Below are 23,785 nucleotides of genomic sequence, written 5' to 3'. Positions count from 1 at the left end.
AACTGAAATGAAAAAGTTAATGTTCGCAGCATTGATGCTACTAAGTACATCGGCTGCATTTGCTGGCGACAGCGAACCATTGAAGGCTATCTTGAAGGCGCAGACCTACACAGAGGCTTCAGCATTGGTAAAGTCAAGTTTGGCACAGCTTGCCGACAATGCCGAAAAGGCAAAGGCCTACAACAAGCTCTTTGAACTGGCAATGAAGAAGGTAAATGCCGAGCAGGCTGCCCAGATTGAGAACGAAACCCAGAAGCAGATGGGCAAGGAACCATCAAAGCAGGTTGATGAAAAGGGACTCTATGAGGCGGTAGGTCAGGCTTTCGACGCAGGTGCTCAGGCGATTGAGTTTGACAATATGCCAAACGCCAAGGGAAAGGTAAAGCCTAAGTTCTCTGGCATTGTAGACCAGTTGTACTCTCTCCGTCCTCATCTTATCAACGGAGGTATCTTCTATCAGAATGCCAAGGACGACAAGAATGCCTACAAGTATCTGGCACAGTACGTTGAATCAGCAGACTATCCTATGTTTGCCAAGTTTGACAAGGCACAGGACCAGAATTTGGGCGAGATTGCATACTTCGCTACGCTGTATGCCTATCAGTTCAAGGATTACGCTATGGCAGAGAAGTATGTGAAGTACGCTTTGCAGAACCCTGACCGTGCCAAGGAAGCTCAGCAGGTGCAGTTGGCTATTCTTGGTTCTCAGCTGAAGACCCGTCAGGATTCCGTTGATTATGCAAAGAAGCTCGAAGTAATCTACAATCAGGACAAGGACAACGACGCTGTTTTCCAGACTATGACAGCTACTTACAGTGCGCTGGGTATGCAGGACAAGGCCGACAAGTTCGTCAGCGATCTCCTTGCACAGAATCCTAACAGCTACGCCGGACTCGTGATGAAGGGTCAGTTCGAGAGCCAGAAGAAGAATTACGAAGCTGCGGCCGACGCTTTCAAGAAGGCACTTCCTTACGCCAAGGACGACAATGCGAAAATCGAAATCAACGGCTCTATCGGTCAGTGCCTCTTCTACCGCGCACAGGACCGCGTAAACGCTGTGAAGGGTACGCTCTCAGCAGCGGCACGCGAGCAGTTCAATGTAGTTTACAAGGAAGCGATTGTCTACCTTGAGGCAGCCAAGAAGCTCGACATCCTGAAGGAGAAGAAGGCTTTCTGGGCTTATCCTCTCTACAATGCCTACTACTTTGTAAAGGGTCCTGATGCCCCTGAAACAATGGCAGCAGGTGCAGACGCAGGTGCAAACTAATCATACCTATCCCCCTTCTTTGGCGCAGTTGTGCCCAGAGAAGGGGGCTTTTATATATAATATGGTGTATGCGTAAATCTTTTTTCTTCATATTGCTGCTTGTTTTCATTCTCCAACCTCTCAAAGCTCAGGACAGCAGAAAGAAAGCACAGGAGCTGAACCATCTTGCCGCTGAGGCCTGCAATAAGGTCAGCCATCATTCGAATAGGGATTCCGTGGCCTTCTATCGTGCGGTGATAGAAGGAGTGAACTTGTCTGTTCAGTGCGACGAATACGACAGAATGCCTACCCGTAATGGAAAAGTAAAGACCAAATTCGTGGAGAAGAACAGTCTCCGTATGGTCAGGCTCTACCCGATGCTCATTGATGCAGGTCTGTATCTTGCCAAGAAAGAATACACGAGACAGGAAGGAATGGATGCCTTTGAGCAGTATCTCGAATTGAGAAACAGTCCGTTGGTAATGGGAATACCCGACGAGAGCGGCACGGCAGCCTATTATCTCTCCTACTATCATCTGAAAGCCAGAAGCTATTACAAGGCCGACGAATATGCAAGCACGGCACTGCGCTACGACGAGTCTGCCGTTGAGGCGGCTGAAATAAAGGCGCAATGTATGAGTGCGCAGATGATTACCACCGAGGATTCGCTGCGATACCTGAAAGTGCTCACACGACTGTACGAGTCGGACCCTACTAACGATACCTATTTCTCGTGGGTGATGAAGTTCTATCAGTATCCTTCGCCGCGCTTCAACCTTGAGAGCTTCGTAGACAAACAGCTCGAGGAGAACTACAACAAGCCCATTCCGTGGATTCTGAAAGGCGAAATCGCAATGAACGCCAAGCGTTGGGACGAGGCGATAGAGGCCTACAAGGCTGCCGATGAGATTGACCCCTCGAGCATTCCCGTGGCCTTCAACATCGGCGTGTGCCTCAATATGAAGGGCATAGACGCCAGAAACCTTGTGGCAGAGAAGAAACATAAGGGCGAGTTTACGTCCGAAAACGAGTATAAGGATATTTTTGCCGAAGCGCGCACCTATCTCGAGCGTGTCAGGGCAAAGGACCCGAGACGAAACAAAGTGGACTGGGTAAATCCCTTATATATGATTTACACCATTCTCGAAGACAAAATCAAGGCCGGCGAACTGGAACCGTTGGTGTCAAAATACAAGGATTAGTTTGAAAAAGAGATTATTACTTTACATTTTACTGTTCTTCCCCCTGTTTCTTTTCGCTCAGAAGAAACAAATTGCCGCTGCGCGCGACCAGATAAAAACCGGAAAAGACCTCGCATCGGCAGAACAGAGTATGCGTGCATTGCTGAAAGATTCTGCCAACAGGGAGAACACGAAGATATGGCTGATACTCTGCCAGTCGCTCGAACGCCAGTATGCAAAGGCGAACGAAAAGATATATCTCAAGCAGAAATCGGACACGGCAGAATTTTTCTCCGTCACAAAGAGACTCTACGAAACGATGGCGGCCTTCGACTCCATCGACACAAAGCCCGATGCGACAGGGAGAGTGAACCCCAAGTACAGGGAAAGGCATTCGGAATATCTTGCTTCCATCCGTCCGAACCTCTTCAACGGAGGCGTCTATCAGATTCACAGGAACGACTATGCTGCCGCCTACGATTATTTCGACACCTACATCAGGAGCGACAGAGAACCCCTCTTCGCCGCATTCAATTTCGAGAAAGACGACGCTCTGATGCCCCACGCAGCCTATTGGTCGATGTATTGCGGCTACAAGATGGAGAATGCCGAGAAGATTCTCAAGTATATGAATCTCGCCGAGCGCGATTCCTCGATGCTCAACTTCGTGCGGCAGTACGAGGCAGAGGCTTTTCTGCTGAACAAGGACACGGTAAGATACGTGAGGGCATTGCAGAAAGGATTCGAGGAATATCCGAATTTTGCTTTCTTCTTCCCCCGGCTCGTGGAGTATTATTCGCAGAACCGGATGTACGATTCTGCGCTGGTGGTCTGCAACAAGGCTTTGGAAGCCGACTCCACGAGCGTCCTCTTCCGTCTCACAAAGAGCACGGTACTCCTGAACCTTGCCCGATACGATGAATGTATAGAGCTGTGCTCCAAGCTGTTGGAACAGAATCCCGAGAATGCCGATGCCCATTTCAATATGGGACTGGCGTACTTCGATCAGGCCATCGAGCTGGAAAAGTCGCAGCACAGGCGTGCAAAGCGTGGCAGGATAAGCCAGTTCTACGAAAAAGCACTGCCGTATCTCGAGAAGTACCGTAGCCTTGCGCCACAGGAAAAGGATAAATGGTTTGCACCTTTATACACCATCTACCTTAATCTCAATATGGGCAAGGAGTTTGACGCGATAGACAAACTTCGGAACACCAACGGATGATTAGGTCAGAGTTTCAGAAACAGACAAGGAAACTGAATAGATTGCCTGAATTCGGGATAAATTCGAACTCAGGATTATAGGGTTGCTTTAATAATTAATGAACCGTCTCGCAGCCTTATCTCTCACGGATGGAACAGATGCACAGATTATCGTTTTCGCCACAGAGAAGGCAAAGCCTTCAAGGATGGCACAGATTTTCTTTGATGAACGTCTATTGTCGGCTAAATGCCCAATTCGTGCTTTATTGAGCATCTGTGTTCTCTTTGAAGGCTTTGCCTTCTCTGTGTTTGGAAGCGCAGACTTAAATCTGTGCATCTGCGAAATCTGTGAGAGAACCTTTTCAATTTTTCTTTCGTTTTCTTGTTTGTTTACCCTCTTGTAACCATCTGATAATCAGTCATTATTTCTCCTCTTTCCAAACGTGCGAAGATTGCATTCCATTCTTCGCAAGAATGCAGTGCGTTTTTGCGAAGAATGCGCTGCATTTTTCGCATACTTGCAAATCGGTGGAAATCGGTCTGGATTCAGGTATGGCTGCGTGGCGAAAACGATTATCTGTGCATCCGTGCAATCTGTGAGCGAATAAATTGCAAGTTGGCTCAATATGATTAGCGCAGCCTTGTATTTTCAAATTCAGATTTATCCCAAATTCTGATAATTTTCTGCTGCTATCAAAAATAAGCAACGAAATCTATGTCTATTTCAATGTTTTTCTATACTTTTGCAATACTAATAATACTTTTAGGAAAACTAAGTTTTCATTTCATAACGAACAATCTAATATTTCATACAATGAAAAAGATAAAAGTTTGCATCATCATTGCCTTGTCCGTTTTTGCCAAGTTGGCATTTGCCCAGTCGGACAGCTTGCAGGTATTCCGCTTTGTTTATGAGCTGCAAGACGCCAATTATAAGAATCGAACCTACAACGATCTGCTGAATTTGGATATTACGGCAGACGGTAAATCACTATTTTACAGCGTTTACAGAATTTCAGACGCTGAGATAATAAATGAGGGTGGAAGTGTAGAGGAGATGATTGCGAAGATGGCATCGACTAAGAAAGGTGCTCTTTACAAGATTCTCACGAGCAGGGCAGACGGAGAACTGACTTACATCACAACGAGTCCGGATAACTTCTATTACAAGGAGAAACTGCCGAATATTGACTGGAAAATCGCAGACGGAGATACAATGACCGTGAACGGCTATCTTTGCAAGAAGGCTGTTGCCAACTACGGAGGCCGCCAGTGGACTGTATGGTTTGCTGAAGAACTTTCGCTGCCCTATGGCCCTTGGAAACTCAATGGTTTGCCGGGGCTGATTATGGTTGCCCACGATGCCGATAACTATTTCAAGTTCTCGTGTGTAGGTATCGAACAGACCCGTACTGCGCCTTGGAATATGAGCACGAAGGACTATGTGAAATGCACCAATGCGGAACTTCAGAAGCAGTTGCGCCTGCAAGCGGCAGACCCCGTGAACTACTCCTTGCGGCAAAAGGGACTTCCCACAATCAGCGCGAGCGACTTTATCGTTGTAAGCAATAGAAACGGAAAGGATTCTGAGGGGCTTCCGAAGATAGAACGAACCTATATGGAGAAGATGCCGGAAGACAAGGAATAGCCTTTTCGTCTGCCTATGCGCACGTTTGGCATTTCGTCTATGCTTTAAAAATGCCTTGACAGGCTTGCCCTTAGTTGATAGTCTTACCCGAATTGGAGATAAGATGGCAAGGGCTTTCTCTCACAGATTTTGCAGATGCACAGATTTTCTTCTCTGTTGCTAAAACGATTATCTGTGCATCCGTACAATCTGTGAGCGAATAAATTGCAAGCTGGCTCAATATGATTAGTGCAGTCCTGTATTTCCAAGTTCAGATTTATCCCCAATTCCGATAATTTTCTGTTGTTATCAAAAATAAGCAACGAAATCTATGGTTATTTCAATGTTTTTCTATACTTTTGCAATACTATATAATACTTTTAGGAAAACTAAGTTTCCATTTCATAACGAGTAACTTAATATTTCATACAATGAAAAAGATAAAAGTTTGCATCATCGTGGCTCTGTCCATCGTAGCCCAGTTGGCGTTTGCCCAGTCGGACAGCTTGCAGGTATTTCGCTTTGTCTATGAACTGCAAGATATCAATACCAAGACACAAACCTACAACGATTTGCTGAATTTGGACATTACGGCTGATGGTAAATCACAGTTTTACAGCGTTTACGGAAGTGCTGGTGACGTTACGGTAAAGCAAGGTGGAAATGTGGATGAAATCCTTGAGGAGATGGAATCCACGAAGCGTGGGGCTGCTTACAAGATTTTCACGAACAGAGCAAGCGATGAACTGACCTTCATCACAAATGCTCCGGACAAATTCTATTACAAGGAGAAACTGCCAAAAATCGACTGGAAAATCGCAGACGACGACACAATGACCGTGAACGGCTATCTTTGCAAGAAGGCTGTTGCCAACTACGCAGGCCGCCAGTGGACTGTATGGTTTGCCGAAGAACTCTCCTTGCCCTATGGTCCTTGGAAATTTGGCGGGCTGCCCGGGCTGATTATGGCTGCCAACGATGCCGACAACTTTTTCAAGTTCTCGTGTGTGGGCATCGAACAGACCCATACTGCGCCTTGGAAGATAAGCACGAAAGACTATGTGAAGTGTACCAATGCGGAATATCAGAAGCAGCTGCGCCTTCAAGCGGCAGACCCCGTGAACTACGCCTTGCGGAAATTGGGACTTGCCACAGTCAGCGTAAGCGATGTTATCGTTGTGGAAGATGGAAACGGAAAGTCTTCTGAAGAACTTCCAACGATAAAACGAACCTATATGGAGAAGATGCCGGAAGACAAGGAATAACATTTTCATCTGCTTATGCGCACACTTATCATTCTTCTGCTCGCCCTGTTGCCCTCTTGTCTGCACGCCCAGACCTACGAGGGAAGGGTGGTCGATTCCAAAAAGAAAGGAATAGATGCAGCCAGTGTCGTTGTCTACGACGGCGCAGGCAAGACCGTTGCCTACACCTATACCTCCACGGATGGAAAATTCTCCATCGACGACGCAGAGAAGCGTGGCGCACAGATTGTGTTCACCTGTCTGGGCTATGCCAAGAAGAGCTTGCCCCTCTCGGATTTCTCCTCATCCCGAACCGTTGTGCTGGAGAAAACCTCTATCGTGTTGCAGGAAGTGAAGGTGCGTCCCGACAAAATAAAGGAGCGTGGCGATACTTTGGTCTATGATGTGTCGATGTTCAAGCAGGGACAGGACCGCAGCATTGCCGACGTGATAAAGAAAATGCCGGGACTGCAAGTGGCTGAAAACGGCCAGATAAGCTATGAGGGCAAGGCCATCAGCAAGTTCTACATCGAAGGAATGGATCTGATGGGAGGCAAATACGCACAGGCAAGCGAGAACCTGAAGGCAGACAAGGTAAAGAATGTGGAGGTAATTGAGAACCATCAGGAGGTGAAATCGCTCCGAGGCGTGGACTTCTCGGATCAGGCCGCACTCAACATCGTGCTCAAGGACGATGCTAAAAACACGTGGACGGGCGTGGTGGAGAGCGGCGTCGGCGTGCAGGACGCCCACGGCGCAGACAAAATTCTATACGACGGGAAGCTGATGGGGATGCTCTTTGGCAGAAAAATGCAGAACCTCTCGATGTACAAATGCAACAATTCGGGCAAGGAAATTGCCGTGGAAGTGAGAGATCTGGCTTCCCTTACAAGGGAGTTCAGCCGCCCGAGGGGGCTGGTAGGAGTGATAGGAATGGACGTTCCGGACATCGGACAGGAGCAAACCTACTTCAACACATCGCACCTTATTGCCACCAATCAGCTCTTCAAGACCAAGAGGGGAAACGACCTGCGCATTCAGGCAGACTATCTATGGAACAGGGAGAGGGCAGACCAGTATTCGGAAACCTCATACACGGACATCGACGCCGAGAAAACGATAGAGGAAAACTCGGTTTCTACCACCCAAAACAGGTTCAACGGCGAGATAAGCTACAAGGTGAATACCGACAAACTCTATCTTACGAACAACCTCTACGGCTCGCTCGATTTCAACCATTCCGTCGGTACAACCCTTTTGAACGGCAGGGAAATCACGCAGAGTGTGCGTCCGAGAAAGATGTATGCCACGGAGGAGTTCAACCTCATCAAGACCAATTCCTCGGGTGGGAAGTGGGGGCTGTCTTCCGCCACCACCTATGCTTATCTGCCCGAACGGCTGCTTACCGTTCTGGACGGAACGGAAAGACACAACATCTACACTTTCCAACACAAGGACAACGTTTCGTACCGCAAACGTCTGAAGCGTTTCAGCCTGAATGCCCAAACGGGCTTTTCCGCACTGTTGCAGCGAATGCAGATTCTCGGTTTGAGAGCCGACACTACGGAGAAATATCAGCAGTATGATTTCTACCTGACGCCCTCCGTGAGCTACGAACGCAGCAGCCTGAAGCTCAGCCTGTCTGCCAAGTTCAACACGGCATTGCGCTATTACGACGGAGAGAGCCGCGCCAGAGTGTCGCTCCAGCCCTCCGTCTTTGCCCAGTATGCCCTGAACAAGTTCTTCCAGCTCAAGCTGAACTACAACTATTCGGAAAGCTCCCGCTCGCTGCTGACGGTTTTCCGTACGCCGGTTTTCACTTCCTATCGCACGCAGCGGAGCTACGGAGGACAGATAACCGATGCAGGCTATCATCTGCTGAACCTGTCTCTATCCTTCAAGCAGCCCATCAAGCAGCTGTTTGCCGGAATCTCTACGCTATGGATGCACCGGCACAATGAGATGGTTTTCCAGAATCATCTGCTCAACAATGTCTATCTCAGCACGCCCACGGCGCATCGCAGCAATGCCAACACCTACGAGTGCAGCCTCTTTGCCTCCCATTCCCTCTATTGGGGCAGGACCACCATCGGCGCAGAGGTTTCGTTCGGGCGGAGCGACTACACGCTTCTGCATAAAGACGAACTGGAGGACTGGCATTTGAACACCGTTGATGCCAGTCTGAAAATGGCATCGCAGCCCTTCCGTGGCTTCTCTTTCGAGTTGAGTTCCGCGCTGCACGTCAGCAAGCAGATGCCTGCGGGACCTTCCGAATGGCAGAGTACGCGCATCTCCTATTACAAGCACCGGATTTCGGCAACGTTTTTCCCGTGGGCAAAGTGGGAGATAGGTGTGAAAAGCTCCATCTATCACTCTCCTATGAAGACGATGAGCAGCAATTTCCTCTTGGGAGCGTATGCCTCTTACAGAACAAAGTCTGTTGAGTATCAGCTTTCCTGTCGGAATCTGCTGAACAACACGCATTACAATCAATACTTTATCGAGAGCAACATAAACTCCTTCGTTTCCTATACATTGCGCCCGCGCGAATTTATGGCAAAAATCATATTCGACCTGTAACATCGGCAAAGAATAATTCTCTGCCCGGCAATTTGCAGATAAACCATCAGAGAGACATTTGCAGCAGATAGAAGGTGTGGGAAGTTTTGAGTTTTGTAAGTATTTGTAAATCAGTCGTTTGTAGGGTGTTCTGCAAACGTGCGAAGATTGCACGGCATTCTTCGTAAGAACGCACGACAAGTATGCGAAGATTATGCTGCGTTCTTCGCACAATTGAAAACTGTCTTTTTGATGATTGATTTGTACGGATTGTTTGTAGATTCGGAAGATTTTTCCGAACTTTGTATCGGAATTGTCTGCATCAGCGCATTGCCGTCCTGTTGGATTGGAATAAATCAAAGACAGATGCCGTTTCTGCTGTCAGCAATTTATAAACTTAATTCAACGAACAGATATGGATAAAATATTAGATACGCTCGGTATAGAACTGACCCCGATGCAGGAAGCATCGTCGGAAGCCATCTTGCATTCCGACAAGGACGTGGTGGTCTTATCAAGGTTACATCAACAACAGTAAACAGTCATCTGTACTGGAAACCCTTAATTGCTAAATGAAATTAGAGAAACTTAAAAGTCAAGTACTTAAAGATTTAGGTTGTGGGATCCTGTATTTTTTAGGTTTTATATTAATAGATATTCTAAGAAGCTTACCCATTTCCTTTATAGATGACCTTATTAAGGCAATATTAGTCGTAATATTCATTCGGGGACTCCTTATTCTCCAGGATAAATATATCGGCTGAATTTGATGACAAGCTGTACCAATCTCTATTGGTGCAGCTTGGTTTATTATTAATCGCCATCATTAAATTTTTATCGGCGCAGTTTCAATAGTCCGTGTATGTCTTTATCCACAATGTTGTAGAATTTGCTCAATAGAAGTTTTGCTATGTGCAGATGAAGTATTACCTTTGCACCATGGCAAAGAAAACTTCTTCGTTCGATTACAGAACCTTTGTGAGCTATTTGCTTCCCAAAGGTATTCTTGACTTCTTTGACGTAACAAAGGTTGAGGAACACACTGGTAAGAAAGATGAGACAGGACAGGAGATTGTGAACCTGCATATCCATCTCAAGGAACTCGACAACCGTGGCAAGGTGTGGCATGACCTCAAGCCTAATGGCTTTACAGAGGAGTGCTCGGTAACGGACTTCCCGATTCGCGACCATAAGGAGCAGTTTATAAACTTAATTCAACCGACGGATGGATAAAATATTAGATACACTCGGTATAGAACTGAACCCGATGCAGGAAGCATCGTCGGAAGCCATCTTGCATTCCGACAAGGACGTTGTGGTGCTCTCTCCCACGGGTACGGGAAAGACTTATGCGTACCTGATTCCGCTTGCTTGTCTGATGGATAAGTCGAAGGAAGAGGTTCAGGCAATCGTGCTCGTGCCGGGAAGAGAACTGGCAAAGCAGTCGGCGCAGGTGGTTACGGATATGAAGTGCGGCATCAGGGCGATGGCACTGTATGGCGGCAGGCCCACGATGGACGAGCACAGAATACTCCGCGAGACGAAGCCGCAGATTCTGTTTGCCACTCCCGGCAGGCTGAACGACCATCTGGATAAAGGAAACTTCGGTACGGAGAGCGTGCAATGGCTCGTTATCGACGAGTTCGACAAGTGTCTTGAAATGGGTTTCCAGAACGAAATGGAGCAAGTGGTGGGCAAGTTGCCGACGGTGCGCCACCGTATCCTCCTTTCCGCAACGGAAGCCGAGTCCATACCGAAATTCGTAAGATTGCAGAAGTCCGAAAGAATAGATTACAGAAGTTCGGAGGGTGGAAATCGGAACAGAATCCGGTTCTTCCAGTTGAAAAGCGAATCGAAGGACAAATTGGAGAGCCTTTCCAACCTCTTGCTGTATTTAGGCGAGAAGAGCAGCATTGTTTTCCTGAACTATCGGGACGCAGTGGTTCGCACGGCAACCTATTTGCAAGAGAAAGGTTTCGGAGTTTCGCTCTTCCACGGTGGTTTGGAGCAGAAGGAACGCGAGGCTGCACTCTATCGTTTTGCCAACGGTTCGGCAAACATCCTCGTCAGCACGAATTTGGGTGCGCGTGGTCTGGACATACCCGATGTAGACAGCATCATCCATTATCATTTGCCCGAAAGCAAAGACGAGTACGTTCATCGTGTGGGAAGAACGGCACGATGGGACAAGGAGGGCAATTCCTATTTCATTCTCGGGCCGGAAGAACAGATTCCGGAATATGTGGAACAGGAAACGGAAAGTTTCTCGCTGCCCGAAAGTCTGCCCGAGATAAAACAACCCACGATGGCTACCTTATATATAGGTAAGGGAAAGAACGATAAAATCTCGAAAGGCGACATCGTAGGCTACCTCTGCAAGAAGGGAGGATTAGCGTCTTCAGACATCGGTAAAATTGATGTTATGCCCCGTTTTACCTACGTTGCCGTTTCACGAACGAAAATTTTACAGGTTCTGAAACTGACGAAAGGAGAGAAAATAAAAGGACTTAACACCGTCGTGGAGGAAATACGATAGTGGAACTTACAAGTTGAAAGTCAAACACAGGCGTGTGCCATCACGTGTAAAAACAGAGCGAAACGAAATAAGTATATTAAAATATCGTTAAAAATTTGCAAGTGTCAAATATAAACCGTAATTTCGCAAACATATACTATGTGAGTGGTTACACTTTGGTAAGATAACATTAATAAATATACATAAACTTAAAAATTTTAATGTCATGATGAAGAAGATTAACTTTAATGCAGGTCCTTGCATTCTTCCCCGTGAAGTGATTGAAAAAACTGCACAGCAGATTTTAGATTTTAATGGTAGTGGTCTTTCTTTGGCAGAAATCAGCCACAGAGCAAAGGATTTCCAGCCGGTAGTTGATGAGGCAGTAGCTTTGATTAAGGAGTTGTTGAACATTCCTGAAGGCTATTCAGTACTCTTCCTCGGTGGTGGTGCTTCTTTGGAATTCTGTATGGTTCCTTACAACTTCTTGGAAAAGAAGGCTGGTTACCTCAACACAGGTGTTTGGGCTAAGAAGGCAATGAAGGAAGCTAAGTTGTTCGGTGAAGTTGTTGAAGTTGCTACTTCAGCTGACAAGAACTTCTCATACATTCCTAAGGGCTTTGAAGTGCCAGAAGACTTGGACTACTTGCACGTAACAAGCAACAACACTATCTATGGTACTGAAATGCGTTACGACTTGGATACAAAGGTTCGTCTCATCGGCGATATGTCATCAGACTTCCTGAGCCGTCCGGTTGATGTTGCTAAGTACGATATGATCTACGGTGGTGCACAGAAGAATCTTTCTATGGCCGGCGTAACATTCGTTATCGTTAAGGACGATGCTCTCGGCAAGGTTACACGTCAGATTCCTACAATGCTCGACTACCGTACACACGTTTCTAAGGGTTCTATGTTCAACACTCCTCCAGTAGTGCCTATCTACACAGCATTGGAGAACCTCCGTTGGGTTAAGGCTCAGGGTGGTGTTGAAGCAATGGCTAAGATTGCTAAGGAGCGTGCTGACTTGCTCTACGGCGAAATCGACCGCAACAAGCTGTTCCGTGCTACCGTTCAGGACGCAGAAGACCGTTCTTATATGAACATCTGCTTCGTACTCAACGACGAGTATGCTGACTTGCAGCAGGAATTCTTCGACTATGCTACATCTAAGGGTATGGTTGGTATCAAGGGACACCGCGACGTTGGTGGTTTCCGTGCAAGCTGCTACAACGCTCAGACAGTAGAAGGCGTTCAGGCACTTGTAGACGTAATGAAGGAATTCGAGGCAAATCATTAATTAAACCATATCAGGTTGCACGGAATGGGATAAAACACCATATCCGTGTAACCTGTATTTAAAATTTATTACTATGAAAGTTTTAGTTGCAACAGAAAAGCCTTTTGCAGCAGCTGCTGTTGAAGGTATCAGAAAAGAAATTGAAGGTGCAGGCCACGAACTTGCATTGCTCGAAAAATATACAGAAAAAGCACAATTGCTCGACGCAGTTAAGGATGCAGACGCATTGATTATCCGTTCAGACAAGGCTGATGCAGAAGTTCTCGATGCAGCTGCAAAGTTGCAGATCGTAGTACGTGCAGGTGCAGGTTTCGACAATATCGACCTCGCTGCTGCTACTGCTCACAAGGTAGTTGCTGAAAACACACCGGGTCAGAACTCAAACGCTGTGGCAGAGCTTGTAATGGGTATGCTCGTGTTTGCTGTTCGTAACTTCTACAACGGCAAGAGTGGTTCTGAATTGATGGGCAAGAAGATCGGTTTGCTCGCTTTCGGTAACGTAGGCCGCAACGTAGCACGCATTGCTAAGGGCTTCGGTATGGAAGTTTATGCTTACGACGCATTCTGTCCAAAGGACGTTATTGAGAAGGGCGGCGCAATCGCTGTTGATACTCAGGAAGCACTGTTCGAGACCTGCGACATCGTTTCATTGCACATTCCTGCAACTCCTGAAACAAAGCAGAGCATCAACTATGCACTCGTGAACAAGATGAAGAAGGGTGGTATCCTCGTAAACACAGCCCGCAAGGAAGTTATCAACGAGGAAGAACTCATCAAGCTGCTTGCTGAACGCGAAGACCTCAAGTTCGTTACCGACATCAAGCCGGATGCTGACGAAGAGTTCGCTAAGTTCGAGGGCCGTTACTTCACAACACCTAAGAAGATGGGTGCTCAGACAGCAGAAGCTAACATCAATGCAGGTATTGCAGCAGCAAAGCAGATTAACGCATTCTTTGCTACCGGCGATACAAAATTCCAAGTAAACAAATAATCATACACCTAATAGCCGTAGATTGTCAGGAACTATGCCACACAAGGCACAAGCCTTGGGAGTCTGCGGTTTTTTAATTTAATATTATGGCAATTATTAAACCATTCAAGGGCGTTCGTCCTCCAAAGGAGTTTGTAGAACAAGTTGAAAGCCGTCCTTACGACGTATTGAACTCTGAAGAGGCAAGAGAAGAAGCTAAGGGCAACGAAAAGAGCTTGTATAGAATCATCAAACCTGAAATCGACTTCCCAGAAGGAACAAGTGAATACGACCCACGTGTTTACGAAAAGGCAGCCGAAAACTTCCAGATGTTCCAAGACAAGGGTTGGTTGGTTCAGGACGAGAAGGAGCAGTATTACATCTATGCTCAGACAATGAACAACAAGACACAGTACGGTATCGTTGTAGGTGCTGCTTGTCAGGACTACGTTAATGGCGTTATCAAGAAGCACGAGCTGACACGCCGCGACAAGGAAGAAGACCGTATGAAGCACGTCCGCGTGAACAACGCCAACATCGAGCCTGTGTTCTTCGCTTATCCAGACAACGCTACATTGAAGGAAATCACTTCCCGCTATGCTGCAACAGCTCCGGAATACGACTTCATCGCTCCTATCGACGGTTTCCGTCATCAGCTTTGGGTAGTATCTGACGATAAGGACATCAAGACTATCACGGAAGAGTTCGCAAAGATGCCAAGCCTCTATATTGCTGACGGACACCATCGTTCGGCTGCTGCCGGTCTCGTAGGTGGCGAGAAGGCTAAGGCTAATCCTAACCATACGGGCGAGGAGGAGTACAACTACTTTATGGCAGTTTGCTTCCAGGCTTCAGAACTGACAATTCTCGACTACAACCGTGTGGTAAAGGACTTGAACGGTATGAGCTCAGAAGAATTCCTGAAGGCTCTTGACAAGAACTTCATCGTAGAGAAGAAGGGCGCAGCTCTCTACAAGCCGGCTAAGTTGCACGAGTTCTCACTCTATCTCGACGGCGAATGGTACAGTCTCGTGGCTAAGGAAGGCACATACGACAACAGCGACCCAATCGGTGTGTTGGACGTAGACATCTCAAGCCGTTTGATTCTCGACGAACTTCTCGAAATCAAAGACCTCCGTTCAAGCGACCGTATCGACTTCGTAGGCGGTCTCCGTGGTTTGGAAGAATTGAAGAAGCGTGTAGACAGTGGCGAGATGAGAGCAGCTTTGGCTCTCTACCCTGTAAGTATGCAGCAGATTATGGATATTGCCGACAGCGGCAAGATTATGCCTCCAAAGGCTACTTGGTTCGAGCCTAAACTGCGCTCAGGACTCGTTATCCATAAGCTTTCATAATCGTGGTGGCTCATTCGTGAGCCACTTCCATACAGAAAGATGACAGATAAATACAAGACTGTAAAAAAGAATATCATTGGCGAGGGATTTTACTCCGAGAAAAGGAGTAAATTCCTCGCCTTTGTGCATCATATAGAAACTGCCGACGAGGCACAGGAAATCGTCAAGGGCTACAAAAAGAAATACTACGACGCGCGCCATTGCTGCTATGCCTACCGTTTGGGTGCGCAGGGCGAAGACTTCCGGATGAACGATGACGGCGAACCTTCATCGACTGCCGGCAGACCTATCCTCGGGCAACTCGTCAGTGCCGAACTGACGGATGTGCTCGTCTGCGTGATTCGCTACTACGGAGGCGTGAACCTCGGCACCGGCGGCTTGATTGTGGCATACAGGAGTGCCACGGAAGATGCCTTGGAGCATACCGAGACGGAAGAAAAATTCGTGGAGGAACGCATACACTATTCCTTTACCTACCCAATGATGAACGACGTGATGAAGATAGTGAAGGATATGAATCCACGCATCATCGACCAGAAGTTCGACAACACCTGCGAAATTACCCTTTCCATACGCCAGAGTCAGGCAGAGGAGCTGCGCACACGGCTGAAGAAACTTTCCTTTGAATAACTCGGAAAGCAAATACAGAAAATTTCCTCGTTCAGCAATTTCCCTGCAACAGACTGAATTAAGCACAAGAAAAGATAAATCCCCCCGATTTTGCAGTATTTCCGTGGTATTTGTGAGCGATTTATCTGCTTTCTCATTCCCAATTCTGATAGTTGATTTACCCTTGTTTCCAAGCGTGCGAAGAATGCGTTGCAATCTTCGCAAAAATGCAAGGCAATCTTGCGAAAAACGGAATGCGTTTTTACGAAGATTGAAATTTAATTTTGTGATGGTTCTTAATTTGTTGTAAATCAATTATTTATAAATTGGCTTGAATGAAATGTCAAGTCTCTCTCACAGATTTCTCAGATCCACAGATTTACGCCTACTTTCCCGAACACAGAGAAGGCAAAGCCTTCAAGGATGGCACAGATGCCTGATGAAAAACGATTGGATATTCGGGCTGCAGTGCTCATTCGCACAAGACAATCTATGCCCTATCAATCTGTTCTTGCCGACAGTTGCAGCCTCCTTTTCTTTTTTGATTTATTATGTAATTTTGCTTTATAAGTAGGAATTTTATGTTTCTTTAAGTACTATGAATTAGAGAGTTAGGCCTTATTCAATGATAATAAGTATCTGATTTCCAACTGATAGATACAATTCCTTTGAATATTTTTATAGTGTTAAATAATGATAAAGTTAGGAAAAAGTCAGCCTTTAGTCGTTTATGTTTGACAAGTTCACTAATTTTGTTCATCGAAACTGAGTGCATACTTCAATTAGAACTATTAAATTTAGATAAATGAGGAGTAATATGAAAATAGTTAATTTGTTTGCAATCATTGCTATTGCATTATGTTGCTGTGCTTGTTCTTCTGACGATGATGGGGTTAGTGAGAAAGAGAAACCACAGCCGGAAGTAGAAGTGTCAAAGGATGAATATTATATTCGTTATGAAGTAACTTGCACGTCAGATAATCCCAAAAGTGTAAAAGAGATTAATGTAACAACGGGTCGTGGCAATAAGATTACGGAAATGCCTGAAGGAACGACATCAAGATGGCAAGCTATCTTCGGTCCTGTAAAGAAAGGATACAATGCAATTTTATCGTGCCATAGTGAAGACCCTAACGATAACAGTCGGTTCCACGCAAGGATTGAGGTCAGTAAGAATAATGGTCCTTTTGTATTTAAAAGGGAAGATCAAAATAAGGATATTTCATTGATGTATGTAATCAATTATTAACTTATTGAGCAGAAGAAAATGAGCGTGTTTTCTTCTGCTCTTTTTTTGCCTATTTAGGAAGCACATAGTGCTGCGACATTTTTCTCCATAGAGCGTGTTTGGCAGTAAGGAAAAGCGAAGAAACACGCATAAGCTGTTCCTCATAGATTGTATTTGATAATCTTTGAATTGAAGTTTTTTAAGTATTTATGTTTTGGACTTCCGTTCAAATACATTATATTTGCAGTTGGTTCACATATTTTCGCTCTTGATGAAACGATTTACGCTTATTTTATGTTCCACTCTCCTCGTGTTTTGCTCGGCATTTGCCGCGCCAAAGCTGAAGTGGAACCAACGCTTTCAGGATTATTTCGACCGGTATAAGGATATGGCTATCGAAGAGATGCTCAAGTATGGCATCCCGGCGAGCATCACGCTTGCGCAGGGCGTGCTGGAAAGCGGGGCAGGGCAGAGCGAACTGGCACTGAAGGGCAACAACCATTTCGGAATAAAATGCCACGGATGGGAGGGACGAACCATCTACCACGACGACGACCTTCGGGGAGAGTGTTTCCGTGCCTACGACAGCGTGATAGAAAGCTATGAGGACCACTCCCGGTTTCTCAGCGGCAGGCAGCGTTACAGCAGTCTTTTCCGGCTCTCAAGAACCGACTACCAGGGCTGGGCACACGGACTGAAGCGTGCCGGATATGCCACCAACCCCGTGTATGCCCAGAAACTTATTGACATTATAGAGGTCTACAAGCTCTATGAATACGACAAGGCAACGTCGAAAGGGCGTCGTCCACAGGCGTGCAACGAGAATCCTGTGGTGCAGCGGCAGCAGCCCGAGACGGCTTACGACAGTAATGCGCACGTGCCGAAGATATTCAATGAAAACTGCTATATCAATGTGCGTCAGGGCGATACGTTCAAGAGCCTCGGCAAGGAATTTAATATCAGTGCGCGGAAATTGGCGACATACAACGAGCGCAAGGTGGGCGACAGGCTGAATCCGGGCGAAATCATCTGGCTGAAGAAGAAGCAGAAGCGTGCGCCGAAGCAGTTCAAGAAGTGTCCGCACGTTGTGGGCAATTCGGAAAGTCTTTACGATATTGCCCAGAAATACGGCATAAGGCTCAAGAGCCTCGTGAAGAAAAACCGTAAGTTGGCTGAGGACGGATTGCGAGTGGGCGACAAGGTTAGGATTTATTGATGAGTGGACGAGGGGAAGAGTTTACAAGTGGACGAGTGAACGAGGAGACGAGGAAACAAGTTTACGAGTGGACAAGGCGACAAGAAGATAAGTTTACGAGGAGATGAGTTTGCAAGTCGATGAGTGGACGGGTTTGTTTGTGTAGTCTCCTTCTACTCTCTTCGCAACGCAAATCCCTTTGTAATTAAACAAACTTGGCAGAAGAATGAAACTACCCGACTGGTTGCAGAAAGAACAGCTCTACGAAATCATATTCGAGTCTGACACAAAGCGTGGAAAACTCTTTGACGAATGGCTTATCTTCGCCATTCTGGTAAGCCTTATCGTCTCGTTCGTGAAGAGCGTGGACACACTTCTGCCCGGAATAAAGGACGGACTGACCATTGCACAGGAATTGTTTACGGTGCTTTTCACATTGGAATACATAGCCAGAGTGTATTGTTCGCCACGCAAACGCGACTATATGCTCAGTTTTTTCGGCATCGTAGACCTGCTCGCCATTCTTCCTTCCTATCTCGGCGTGTTCTTCCCGAGTCTCGGCTATATGATTATCTTGCGTGTGTTTCGCTTTCTGCGTATATTCCGGGTCTTCAAACTCTTCACGTTCATCAATGAGGGCTATCTGCTGCTTGCATCCATTCGCAAGAGTCTGAACAAGATTTTGGTTTATTTCTTCTTCGTTCTCATCCTCGTTACCATCATCGGCACGCTGATGTTTATGGTGGAAAGCGGCGTGAATCCCAATTTCAGCAGCATCGGCACGAGCATCTACTGGGCGATAGTAACGATGACAACCGTGGGCTATGGCGACATTACGCCCGTTACAGGCGTTGGCAAGGTGTTGTCGGCGTTCGTTATGCTGCTCGGCTACACCATCATCGCCGTGCCTACGGGCATTGTTTCGGCAACGATTATCGACGAAACAAACAGGAAAGTGGTGGACAATGAATGCCCGAGGTGTGGCGAACGGGTGGAGAAAGGAGACAGATACTGTTCGCATTGCGGCGAAAAGCTCTGACACCGATTGGGCAGAGACGGCGCAATCCGTAGAATGATGCAGGCGAAGAACCGCCTTTGCTTTTCCATCTATGCGACAACTGCGATTATTTTTGTCGCCAACAATCGCCCGAATCCGAAAAACTTTGTTTATCTTTGTAGTCTTAATATAAAATCGTTTTATGGCAACGACCGAAAAAACAAAGAAGAAAGCTGCACCGACAGCGAAGAGAGCCACGGCTGCGACCAAGAAAACGGCTTCGGCAACGAAGAAAGCCACCACGCGCAAGAAAGGAGCGAAGGCCAAGAAAGCTCCGGTAAAGCGCGGAATATCGGACGAACTGATACCGATTGAGGAAGAAACGTGGCTCTTGCAGCCCATCGCCGTTACGATGATGCGCCACGACTATTCGCTCATTCAGGTGCGCATCCTCGTTTCCATCGTTGAAAATCTTCAGCAGATTCTTCACGGAATCCTCAACAACAAGCGGAATCCACAGCTCGATCTCTTCAAGACCGACGAACTGGACGAGGACGGCCGTATGCCTATCAAGCTGCCGTTCAAGGAGCTTGGCGTGGATCCGAACCATTATCCGCAGTTGCGCAACTCGCTGAAGATGCTTGCTGCCATCCCGGTGGAAATACCCTACAAGACGAAGTGAGGGACGAAAGTACACGAAGGCGACGAACCTCTGCGACGTTTATATTCCCGAAGACCGTTCCTATAACAAATATGCCATCCTGAAGCTCGACCAAAGCGTGGCAGAACGCCTTGTATCGCTCGATTTCGGCTATCACAGACTCGGCAAGCAGATTGTGTTTGCCTGCAAGAACCGCTATACGCAGCGCATTTATATGTTCATCGAATCGTGGGTGGAAAAAGGACGCACGGTAATCAAGACTCTGGAATTCAGGAAGATGCTGCGACTGGAGAACAACTACAAGAAATTCTCCGACTTCTGCCGGCGCGTGCTCGACCCTGCATTGCAGGAACTCAAGGAACTGGCCGACAAGGGCTATTGCGATTGCTACTTTGAATACGAAAAGAAATACGACCACGGGCAGCGTGGTGGCGAACCGACGAACTCATCTTCATTATCTACAAGGCGAAGGACAAGATGAATGCGCAGCTCGAAGAGATGAACGAGCGTCAGCGGCTGCAGTTCCAGCAGATGCTGATTACTTATTTCGAGTTTGCTCCGCAGAATGCTAAGGATATGGCGGTGCGCATCAATGCCGAAACCTATCCGTTGGCGATTCAGAAACTGATGGAACTGCGCGAACGTTTCAAGACTACGATGGTTAAGGACAAGGCTGCCTATACCTTCAAGAGTTTGGACCAGATGCTGAAAGAACGCGAGGTGCCCAACACGCACGTGGAAGAAATAGAATAGGTGTGCTGCTTTGCTTCTGCTTTGTCAGCCCGCTTGTTTGTGTGTATTCCTTTTAAATTCAATCATTTATCCCCATTATGTCGCACATTGCCATCATAGGTGGAGGGGCAGCAGGCTTTTTTGCTGCCATTGCCGCAAGGAAACGAATCCTCACGCAAAGGTAACTATCTTTGAGAAGGCCGGTCGTGTGCTGGCGAAAGTGGGCGTTTCGGGAGGTGGACGCTGCAACCTTACCAATTCCTTTGAGGAAATTACCGACCTGAAACAGGCATATCCACGTGGCGACAAACTATTGAAACGACTTTTCAAGTCGTTTGATCACAAGGATGCCTACCGATGGTTTGAGGAACACGGAGTGAAATTGACCACCCAGGCCGACCAGTGTGTGTTCCCTGTGTCTCAGGATTCGCAGACCGTGATAGACTGTCTTACGCACACGGCATCGAAACTGGGTGTAGAGGTAAAGACACACTATGCGCTGGAAGCTGTTGAGCCATTGAGCGATGGCAGACTGGAGGCAAGGTTCAAAGCGCACGGTTCGGAAACTTCGACAGAATAATCGTTACTACGGGAGGTTCGCCTCGTGCTGAAGGGTTGCAGTATCTGGCCAGTCTTGGGCATAAAATAGAAGCACCGGTGCCGTCGCTCTTCACGTTCAATGTCAGCGAGAAGGCTTTTTGCAGCCTGATGGGCACGGTGGTGGAGCCGGTTTCGCTCTCTATTCCCTCTACAAAGTTTCGCAGTCAGGGGCCGTTGCTCATCACACATTGGGGAATGAGTGGTCCGGCAACGCTGAAACTCTCATCCTATGCAGCCCGATACGTAAGCGAATGTGACTACGAGTTTCCCGTTTCCGTGAATTGGTTGAACGAGACAAACGCCTCCATCGTTGAAGAACGCATTACGGGCATCATTGCAAAGAATCCGAAAAAGCAGCTCGGCAGCGTCCGTCCCTATGAATTGTCAGGCAGAATATGGAATTATCTCATAGAGCGTGCAGGGCTGTCGCCCGAAAACGTTGGGAAGAACTGGGCAAGAAAAGCATCAACAAGCTGATAGAAACGGCTGACGAACGACACGCATCGGGTTTCGGGCAGGGGCACATTCCGCGACGAATTTGTTACGTGTGGAGGTGTCAGTCTGAAAGCATCAAACTCCAATACGCTCGAAAGCAAGCTCTGTCCCGGTCTTTTCTTTGCGGGAGAGATGCTCGACATTGACGCAATAACGGGTGGTTTCAATCTTCAGGCAGCTTGGACAACGGGTAAGTGGCAGGCAGCAATCGTTTGTGAGAGGATTGCCTGTATTCTTTGTAGGTCTGCATTACGTTTTTGCGAAGAGTTAAAAACGTTTTTGAATTTATTGTTTATCAGATGTTTATAAGTTTCTGTGTTTCGCTATCTTTGGCTTAATCTCTCATAGACTCACAGGATCACAAATATTCTTTTTACCTTCTCTGTGTTTGGGAGCTAAGAGAGAATATCTGTGATTCTGTGGCATCTGTGAGAGATTGTTATATTATTTCTGCCTCGGATTAAAGATTTTTGCTTTTCATCGGTTCGTTTCTATTTAACTAATATTTTCTCAAGATTGAACATATAGTGCAGCCGCTGCGTTTATCTTTGCAAACGTAACGGGAGGATGTAGGTGCTCTTAATTATGAGTCTGATTTAATCTATTGAATTAACCGAATAGTCTTAGATACTGTGCTGCCCGTTGTCAGGAATCGAAAGACTTATTTGCCTAAATGATTTGCAATGAACACAATTATTGAAAACGAGATGAAAAGCGTAAGAGATTCTGAAGTGAACGAGAAGGAAATGCAGAGAATGTGCCGTGAAAGAATGTTGGAAACCGTGGTGGCTGACTTCAGGAATCTGATAAAACGCAGTCCGGAGGAAGGTTTGGTATGGAAAGGAACGAAGTGCGACTTGGTGGAACTCTGTCATTCGGTGTGGGAAACGCAGGCCTTGCGCAATGAGCGGGGTGTGCCATTAGGCTTCGGAGCTATCGTGAACAGCATTTTCCACGTGCTGAATGTGGTTCCTCCGAAAGCACCTGCCGTAGTCTACTCGCATCTGGCCGACAGAAAGAATGTGCGTGTGTGCAGCATTACGGAACGTTACCTCTATTTGATGCAGCACGAAGCCGTGAAAGACCCGATGAAACTGGATATCAAACGGAAAAGGATGAGTAGGAGATGTGAGGTTTTTGAATGTGAAATGGAAGATGGGAGATGTTAAATGGGAAACGTGAAATGTTAAATGTGAGATGGGAAATGTTAGATGGGAAACGTGAAAAGTGAGATGTAAAATGGAAAATCTTTATTTCTTGTACGGGTGTAAAATGTGTACGCAAAATTTATTAAACTATGGTGAGGTAGGGAAGGCTAATAGTGCTGAGCTGTGTCGTTACCATCAGCCACTTTCCGTGCAAAAGTATAATCTATGCTTAACTTTTTCTCCTTTTCTCCTTTTCTCATTTCCCATCTCCCATCTCCCATTTAACATTTCCCATTATTTCCTCATAATGACACTTCCACTTGCTTGATGTGTAGCCAATACGAGCACTTCTGCAATTTGTACGTGTTCGGGAGCGCTTGCTGCATAGAATGTTACGTCGGCAATGTCGTCGCCGGTCAGAGGTTTGATACCTTTATATACGTTTTCTGCACGTTCGTCATCGCCGTGGAAACGGGTGTTTGAGAAGTTGGTTTGAACGAGACCGGGCTTAACGTTGGTAACACGGATGGCAGTATCGGCAACGTCGATACGAAGTCCGTCTGTTATGGTCTTCACGGCAGCTTTCGTGGCACAATATACATTGCCGTTTGCGTAGGCTGCATCGCCTGCTACGGAGCCGATGTTGATTACGTGACCGTGGTTGCGTTCCACCATTCCCGGTACGATATAGCGTGTCATAGTGAGCAAGCCCTTGACGTTGGTATCAATCATTATGTCCCAATCCTCGAAGTCGCCGTTGTATTCAGGATCTAACCCGAGCGCAAGACCGGCGTTGTTCACGAGTACATCTATCTTTGCCCACTTTCCTGTAAGACTTTCCACGGCCTTTTTGGCAGCTTCACGGTTGCGGACATCAAACTCCAATACACATACTTCTGCACCCAACTGCTCCAGTTCGGTCT

At 46.8% G+C, this 23,785-nt stretch carries 20 protein-coding genes and 2 pseudogenes; 20 read left to right on the top strand and 2 right to left on the bottom strand.

All coding sequences use genetic code 11. The annotated features are described in order from the left end of the window. Positions 1 to 7: 7 nt before the first annotated feature. From P150_RS0103110 to P150_RS0103100, 3 genes are all read left to right on the top strand, one after another. On the top strand, positions 8 to 1,267 hold the full coding sequence (locus P150_RS0103110) for a lipopolysaccharide assembly protein LapB (RefSeq protein ID WP_028896437.1): 1,260 nt from the start codon (positions 8 to 10) through the stop codon (positions 1,265 to 1,267). Between the two features lie 68 nt (positions 1,268 to 1,335). Further along, positions 1,336 to 2,448: a lipopolysaccharide assembly protein LapB gene (locus P150_RS0103105; protein ID WP_028896436.1), complete on the top strand. Its 1,113-nt coding sequence runs from the start codon at positions 1,336 to 1,338 to the stop codon at positions 2,446 to 2,448. A 1-nt stretch (position 2,449) separates the two neighbouring features. After that, positions 2,450 to 3,649, top strand: coding sequence for a hypothetical protein (locus tag P150_RS0103100; RefSeq protein WP_028896435.1), 1,200 nt, complete (start codon positions 2,450 to 2,452; stop codon positions 3,647 to 3,649). 87 nt (positions 3,650 to 3,736) lie between these two features. Here the strand turns inward: P150_RS0103100 and P150_RS17385 are convergent, their stop codons facing one another. After that, a complete protein-coding gene (locus tag P150_RS17385; RefSeq protein WP_155952909.1) occupies positions 3,737 to 3,964 on the bottom strand; it encodes a hypothetical protein in 228 nt (75 codons plus the stop codon). Between the two features lie 477 nt (positions 3,965 to 4,441). Between P150_RS17385 and P150_RS0103090 the strand changes: the two genes are divergently transcribed. The 17 genes and pseudogenes from P150_RS0103090 to P150_RS0103000 all read left to right on the top strand — a co-directional run bounded on the left by P150_RS0103090 (position 4,442) and on the right by P150_RS0103000 (position 22,883). Beyond that, positions 4,442 to 5,275, top strand: coding sequence for a GLPGLI family protein (locus tag P150_RS0103090; RefSeq protein WP_028896434.1), 834 nt, complete (start codon positions 4,442 to 4,444; stop codon positions 5,273 to 5,275). Positions 5,276 to 5,685: 410 nt separating this feature from the next. After that, positions 5,686 to 6,519, top strand: a complete 834-nt coding sequence (locus tag P150_RS0103085; protein WP_028896433.1) for a GLPGLI family protein — start codon at positions 5,686 to 5,688, stop codon at positions 6,517 to 6,519. 15 nt (positions 6,520 to 6,534) lie between these two features. After that, positions 6,535 to 9,078 carry a carboxypeptidase regulatory-like domain-containing protein gene (locus tag P150_RS0103080; protein ID WP_036932027.1) on the top strand — a complete coding sequence of 848 codons (2,544 nt, stop codon included), beginning with the start codon at positions 6,535 to 6,537 and terminating at the stop codon, positions 9,076 to 9,078. A 394-nt stretch (positions 9,079 to 9,472) separates the two neighbouring features. Then, positions 9,473 to 9,595, top strand: a complete 123-nt coding sequence (locus tag P150_RS18100; protein WP_255327166.1) for a hypothetical protein — start codon at positions 9,473 to 9,475, stop codon at positions 9,593 to 9,595. Positions 9,596 to 9,975: 380 nt separating this feature from the next. Next, the gene (locus tag P150_RS15790) at positions 9,976 to 10,290 is read left to right on the top strand and encodes a hypothetical protein (RefSeq protein ID WP_155952908.1); all 315 of its coding nucleotides are present in this window, start codon (positions 9,976 to 9,978) and stop codon (positions 10,288 to 10,290) included. Next, positions 10,283 to 11,593: a DEAD/DEAH box helicase gene (locus P150_RS0103055; protein ID WP_028896429.1), complete on the top strand. Its 1,311-nt coding sequence runs from the start codon at positions 10,283 to 10,285 to the stop codon at positions 11,591 to 11,593. The genes P150_RS15790 and P150_RS0103055 overlap by 8 nt, the downstream gene beginning before the upstream one ends. A gap of 208 nt (positions 11,594 to 11,801) precedes the next feature. Beyond that, positions 11,802 to 12,872: a 3-phosphoserine/phosphohydroxythreonine transaminase gene (gene serC, locus P150_RS0103050; protein WP_028896428.1), complete on the top strand. Its 1,071-nt coding sequence runs from the start codon at positions 11,802 to 11,804 to the stop codon at positions 12,870 to 12,872. A 73-nt stretch (positions 12,873 to 12,945) separates the two neighbouring features. After that, positions 12,946 to 13,863, top strand: a complete 918-nt coding sequence (locus P150_RS0103045) for an NAD(P)-dependent oxidoreductase (protein WP_028896427.1) — start codon at positions 12,946 to 12,948, stop codon at positions 13,861 to 13,863. An 86-nt stretch (positions 13,864 to 13,949) separates the two neighbouring features. After that, the gene (locus tag P150_RS0103040) at positions 13,950 to 15,197 is read left to right on the top strand and encodes a DUF1015 domain-containing protein (protein ID WP_028896426.1); all 1,248 of its coding nucleotides are present in this window, start codon (positions 13,950 to 13,952) and stop codon (positions 15,195 to 15,197) included. Positions 15,198 to 15,236: 39 nt separating this feature from the next. Continuing rightward, entirely contained in the window at positions 15,237 to 15,827 is a 591-nt protein-coding gene (locus P150_RS0103035; RefSeq protein WP_028896425.1) for a YigZ family protein, read from the top strand. A 796-nt stretch (positions 15,828 to 16,623) separates the two neighbouring features. After that, positions 16,624 to 17,055, top strand: a complete 432-nt coding sequence (locus P150_RS0103030) for a hypothetical protein (protein WP_155952907.1) — start codon at positions 16,624 to 16,626, stop codon at positions 17,053 to 17,055. 250 nt (positions 17,056 to 17,305) lie between these two features. Next, positions 17,306 to 18,250, top strand: coding sequence for a glucosaminidase domain-containing protein (locus P150_RS0103025; protein ID WP_028896423.1), 945 nt, complete (start codon positions 17,306 to 17,308; stop codon positions 18,248 to 18,250). A gap of 205 nt (positions 18,251 to 18,455) precedes the next feature. Continuing rightward, on the top strand, positions 18,456 to 19,268 hold the full coding sequence (locus P150_RS0103020) for an ion transporter (RefSeq protein WP_028896422.1): 813 nt from the start codon (positions 18,456 to 18,458) through the stop codon (positions 19,266 to 19,268). A 160-nt stretch (positions 19,269 to 19,428) separates the two neighbouring features. Then, positions 19,429 to 20,640: pseudogene (locus P150_RS15785) on the top strand (RepB family plasmid replication initiator protein). A 187-nt stretch (positions 20,641 to 20,827) separates the two neighbouring features. Further along, a complete protein-coding gene (locus P150_RS18095; RefSeq protein ID WP_028896421.1) occupies positions 20,828 to 21,199 on the top strand; it encodes an NAD(P)/FAD-dependent oxidoreductase in 372 nt (123 codons plus the stop codon). Positions 21,200 to 21,234: 35 nt separating this feature from the next. Beyond that, positions 21,235 to 22,023 (top strand): annotated as a pseudogene (locus P150_RS15780) (aminoacetone oxidase family FAD-binding enzyme). A gap of 374 nt (positions 22,024 to 22,397) precedes the next feature. Beyond that, a complete protein-coding gene (locus P150_RS0103000) occupies positions 22,398 to 22,883 on the top strand; it encodes a hypothetical protein (protein ID WP_051617499.1) in 486 nt (161 codons plus the stop codon). Between the two features lie 273 nt (positions 22,884 to 23,156). On the opposite strand, the gene P150_RS0102995 is transcribed toward P150_RS0103000, so the two are convergent. Then, the coding region (locus P150_RS0102995) for an SDR family NAD(P)-dependent oxidoreductase (RefSeq protein ID WP_028896418.1) at positions 23,157 to 23,785 on the bottom strand (629 nt) is incomplete at its 5' end.

It is taken from the genome of Prevotella sp. HUN102 (assembly GCF_000688375.1).
Classification (GTDB): domain Bacteria; phylum Bacteroidota; class Bacteroidia; order Bacteroidales; family Bacteroidaceae; genus Prevotella.
This window is presented reverse-complemented; position numbering and strand designations above follow the sequence as displayed.

Excerpts from the sequence above, each read along its gene's own strand:
- P150_RS0103110 (WP_028896437.1), top strand. The coding sequence starts at position 8 with ATGAAAAAGTTAATGTTCGCAGCATTGATGCTACTAAGTACATCGGCT.
- P150_RS0103105 (WP_028896436.1), top strand. The coding sequence starts at position 1,336 with ATGCGTAAATCTTTTTTCTTCATATTGCTGCTTGTTTTCATTCTCCAA.
- P150_RS17385 (WP_155952909.1), bottom strand. The coding sequence starts at position 3,964 with ATGCACAGATTTAAGTCTGCGCTTCCAAACACAGAGAAGGCAAAGCCT.
- P150_RS0103090 (WP_028896434.1), top strand. The coding sequence starts at position 4,442 with ATGAAAAAGATAAAAGTTTGCATCATCATTGCCTTGTCCGTTTTTGCC.
- P150_RS0103085 (WP_028896433.1), top strand. The coding sequence starts at position 5,686 with ATGAAAAAGATAAAAGTTTGCATCATCGTGGCTCTGTCCATCGTAGCC.
- P150_RS0103080 (WP_036932027.1), top strand. The coding sequence starts at position 6,535 with ATGCGCACACTTATCATTCTTCTGCTCGCCCTGTTGCCCTCTTGTCTG.
- P150_RS18100 (WP_255327166.1), top strand. The coding sequence starts at position 9,473 with ATGGATAAAATATTAGATACGCTCGGTATAGAACTGACCCCGATGCAG.
- P150_RS15790 (WP_155952908.1), top strand. The coding sequence starts at position 9,976 with ATGAAGTATTACCTTTGCACCATGGCAAAGAAAACTTCTTCGTTCGAT.
- P150_RS0103055 (WP_028896429.1), top strand. The coding sequence starts at position 10,283 with ATGGATAAAATATTAGATACACTCGGTATAGAACTGAACCCGATGCAG.
- serC (WP_028896428.1), top strand. The coding sequence starts at position 11,802 with ATGAAGAAGATTAACTTTAATGCAGGTCCTTGCATTCTTCCCCGTGAA.
- P150_RS0103045 (WP_028896427.1), top strand. The coding sequence starts at position 12,946 with ATGAAAGTTTTAGTTGCAACAGAAAAGCCTTTTGCAGCAGCTGCTGTT.
- P150_RS0103040 (WP_028896426.1), top strand. The coding sequence starts at position 13,950 with ATGGCAATTATTAAACCATTCAAGGGCGTTCGTCCTCCAAAGGAGTTT.
- P150_RS0103035 (WP_028896425.1), top strand. The coding sequence starts at position 15,237 with ATGACAGATAAATACAAGACTGTAAAAAAGAATATCATTGGCGAGGGA.
- P150_RS0103030 (WP_155952907.1), top strand. The coding sequence starts at position 16,624 with ATGAAAATAGTTAATTTGTTTGCAATCATTGCTATTGCATTATGTTGC.
- P150_RS0103025 (WP_028896423.1), top strand. The coding sequence starts at position 17,306 with ATGAAACGATTTACGCTTATTTTATGTTCCACTCTCCTCGTGTTTTGC.
- P150_RS0103020 (WP_028896422.1), top strand. The coding sequence starts at position 18,456 with ATGAAACTACCCGACTGGTTGCAGAAAGAACAGCTCTACGAAATCATA.
- P150_RS0103000 (WP_051617499.1), top strand. The coding sequence starts at position 22,398 with ATGAACACAATTATTGAAAACGAGATGAAAAGCGTAAGAGATTCTGAA.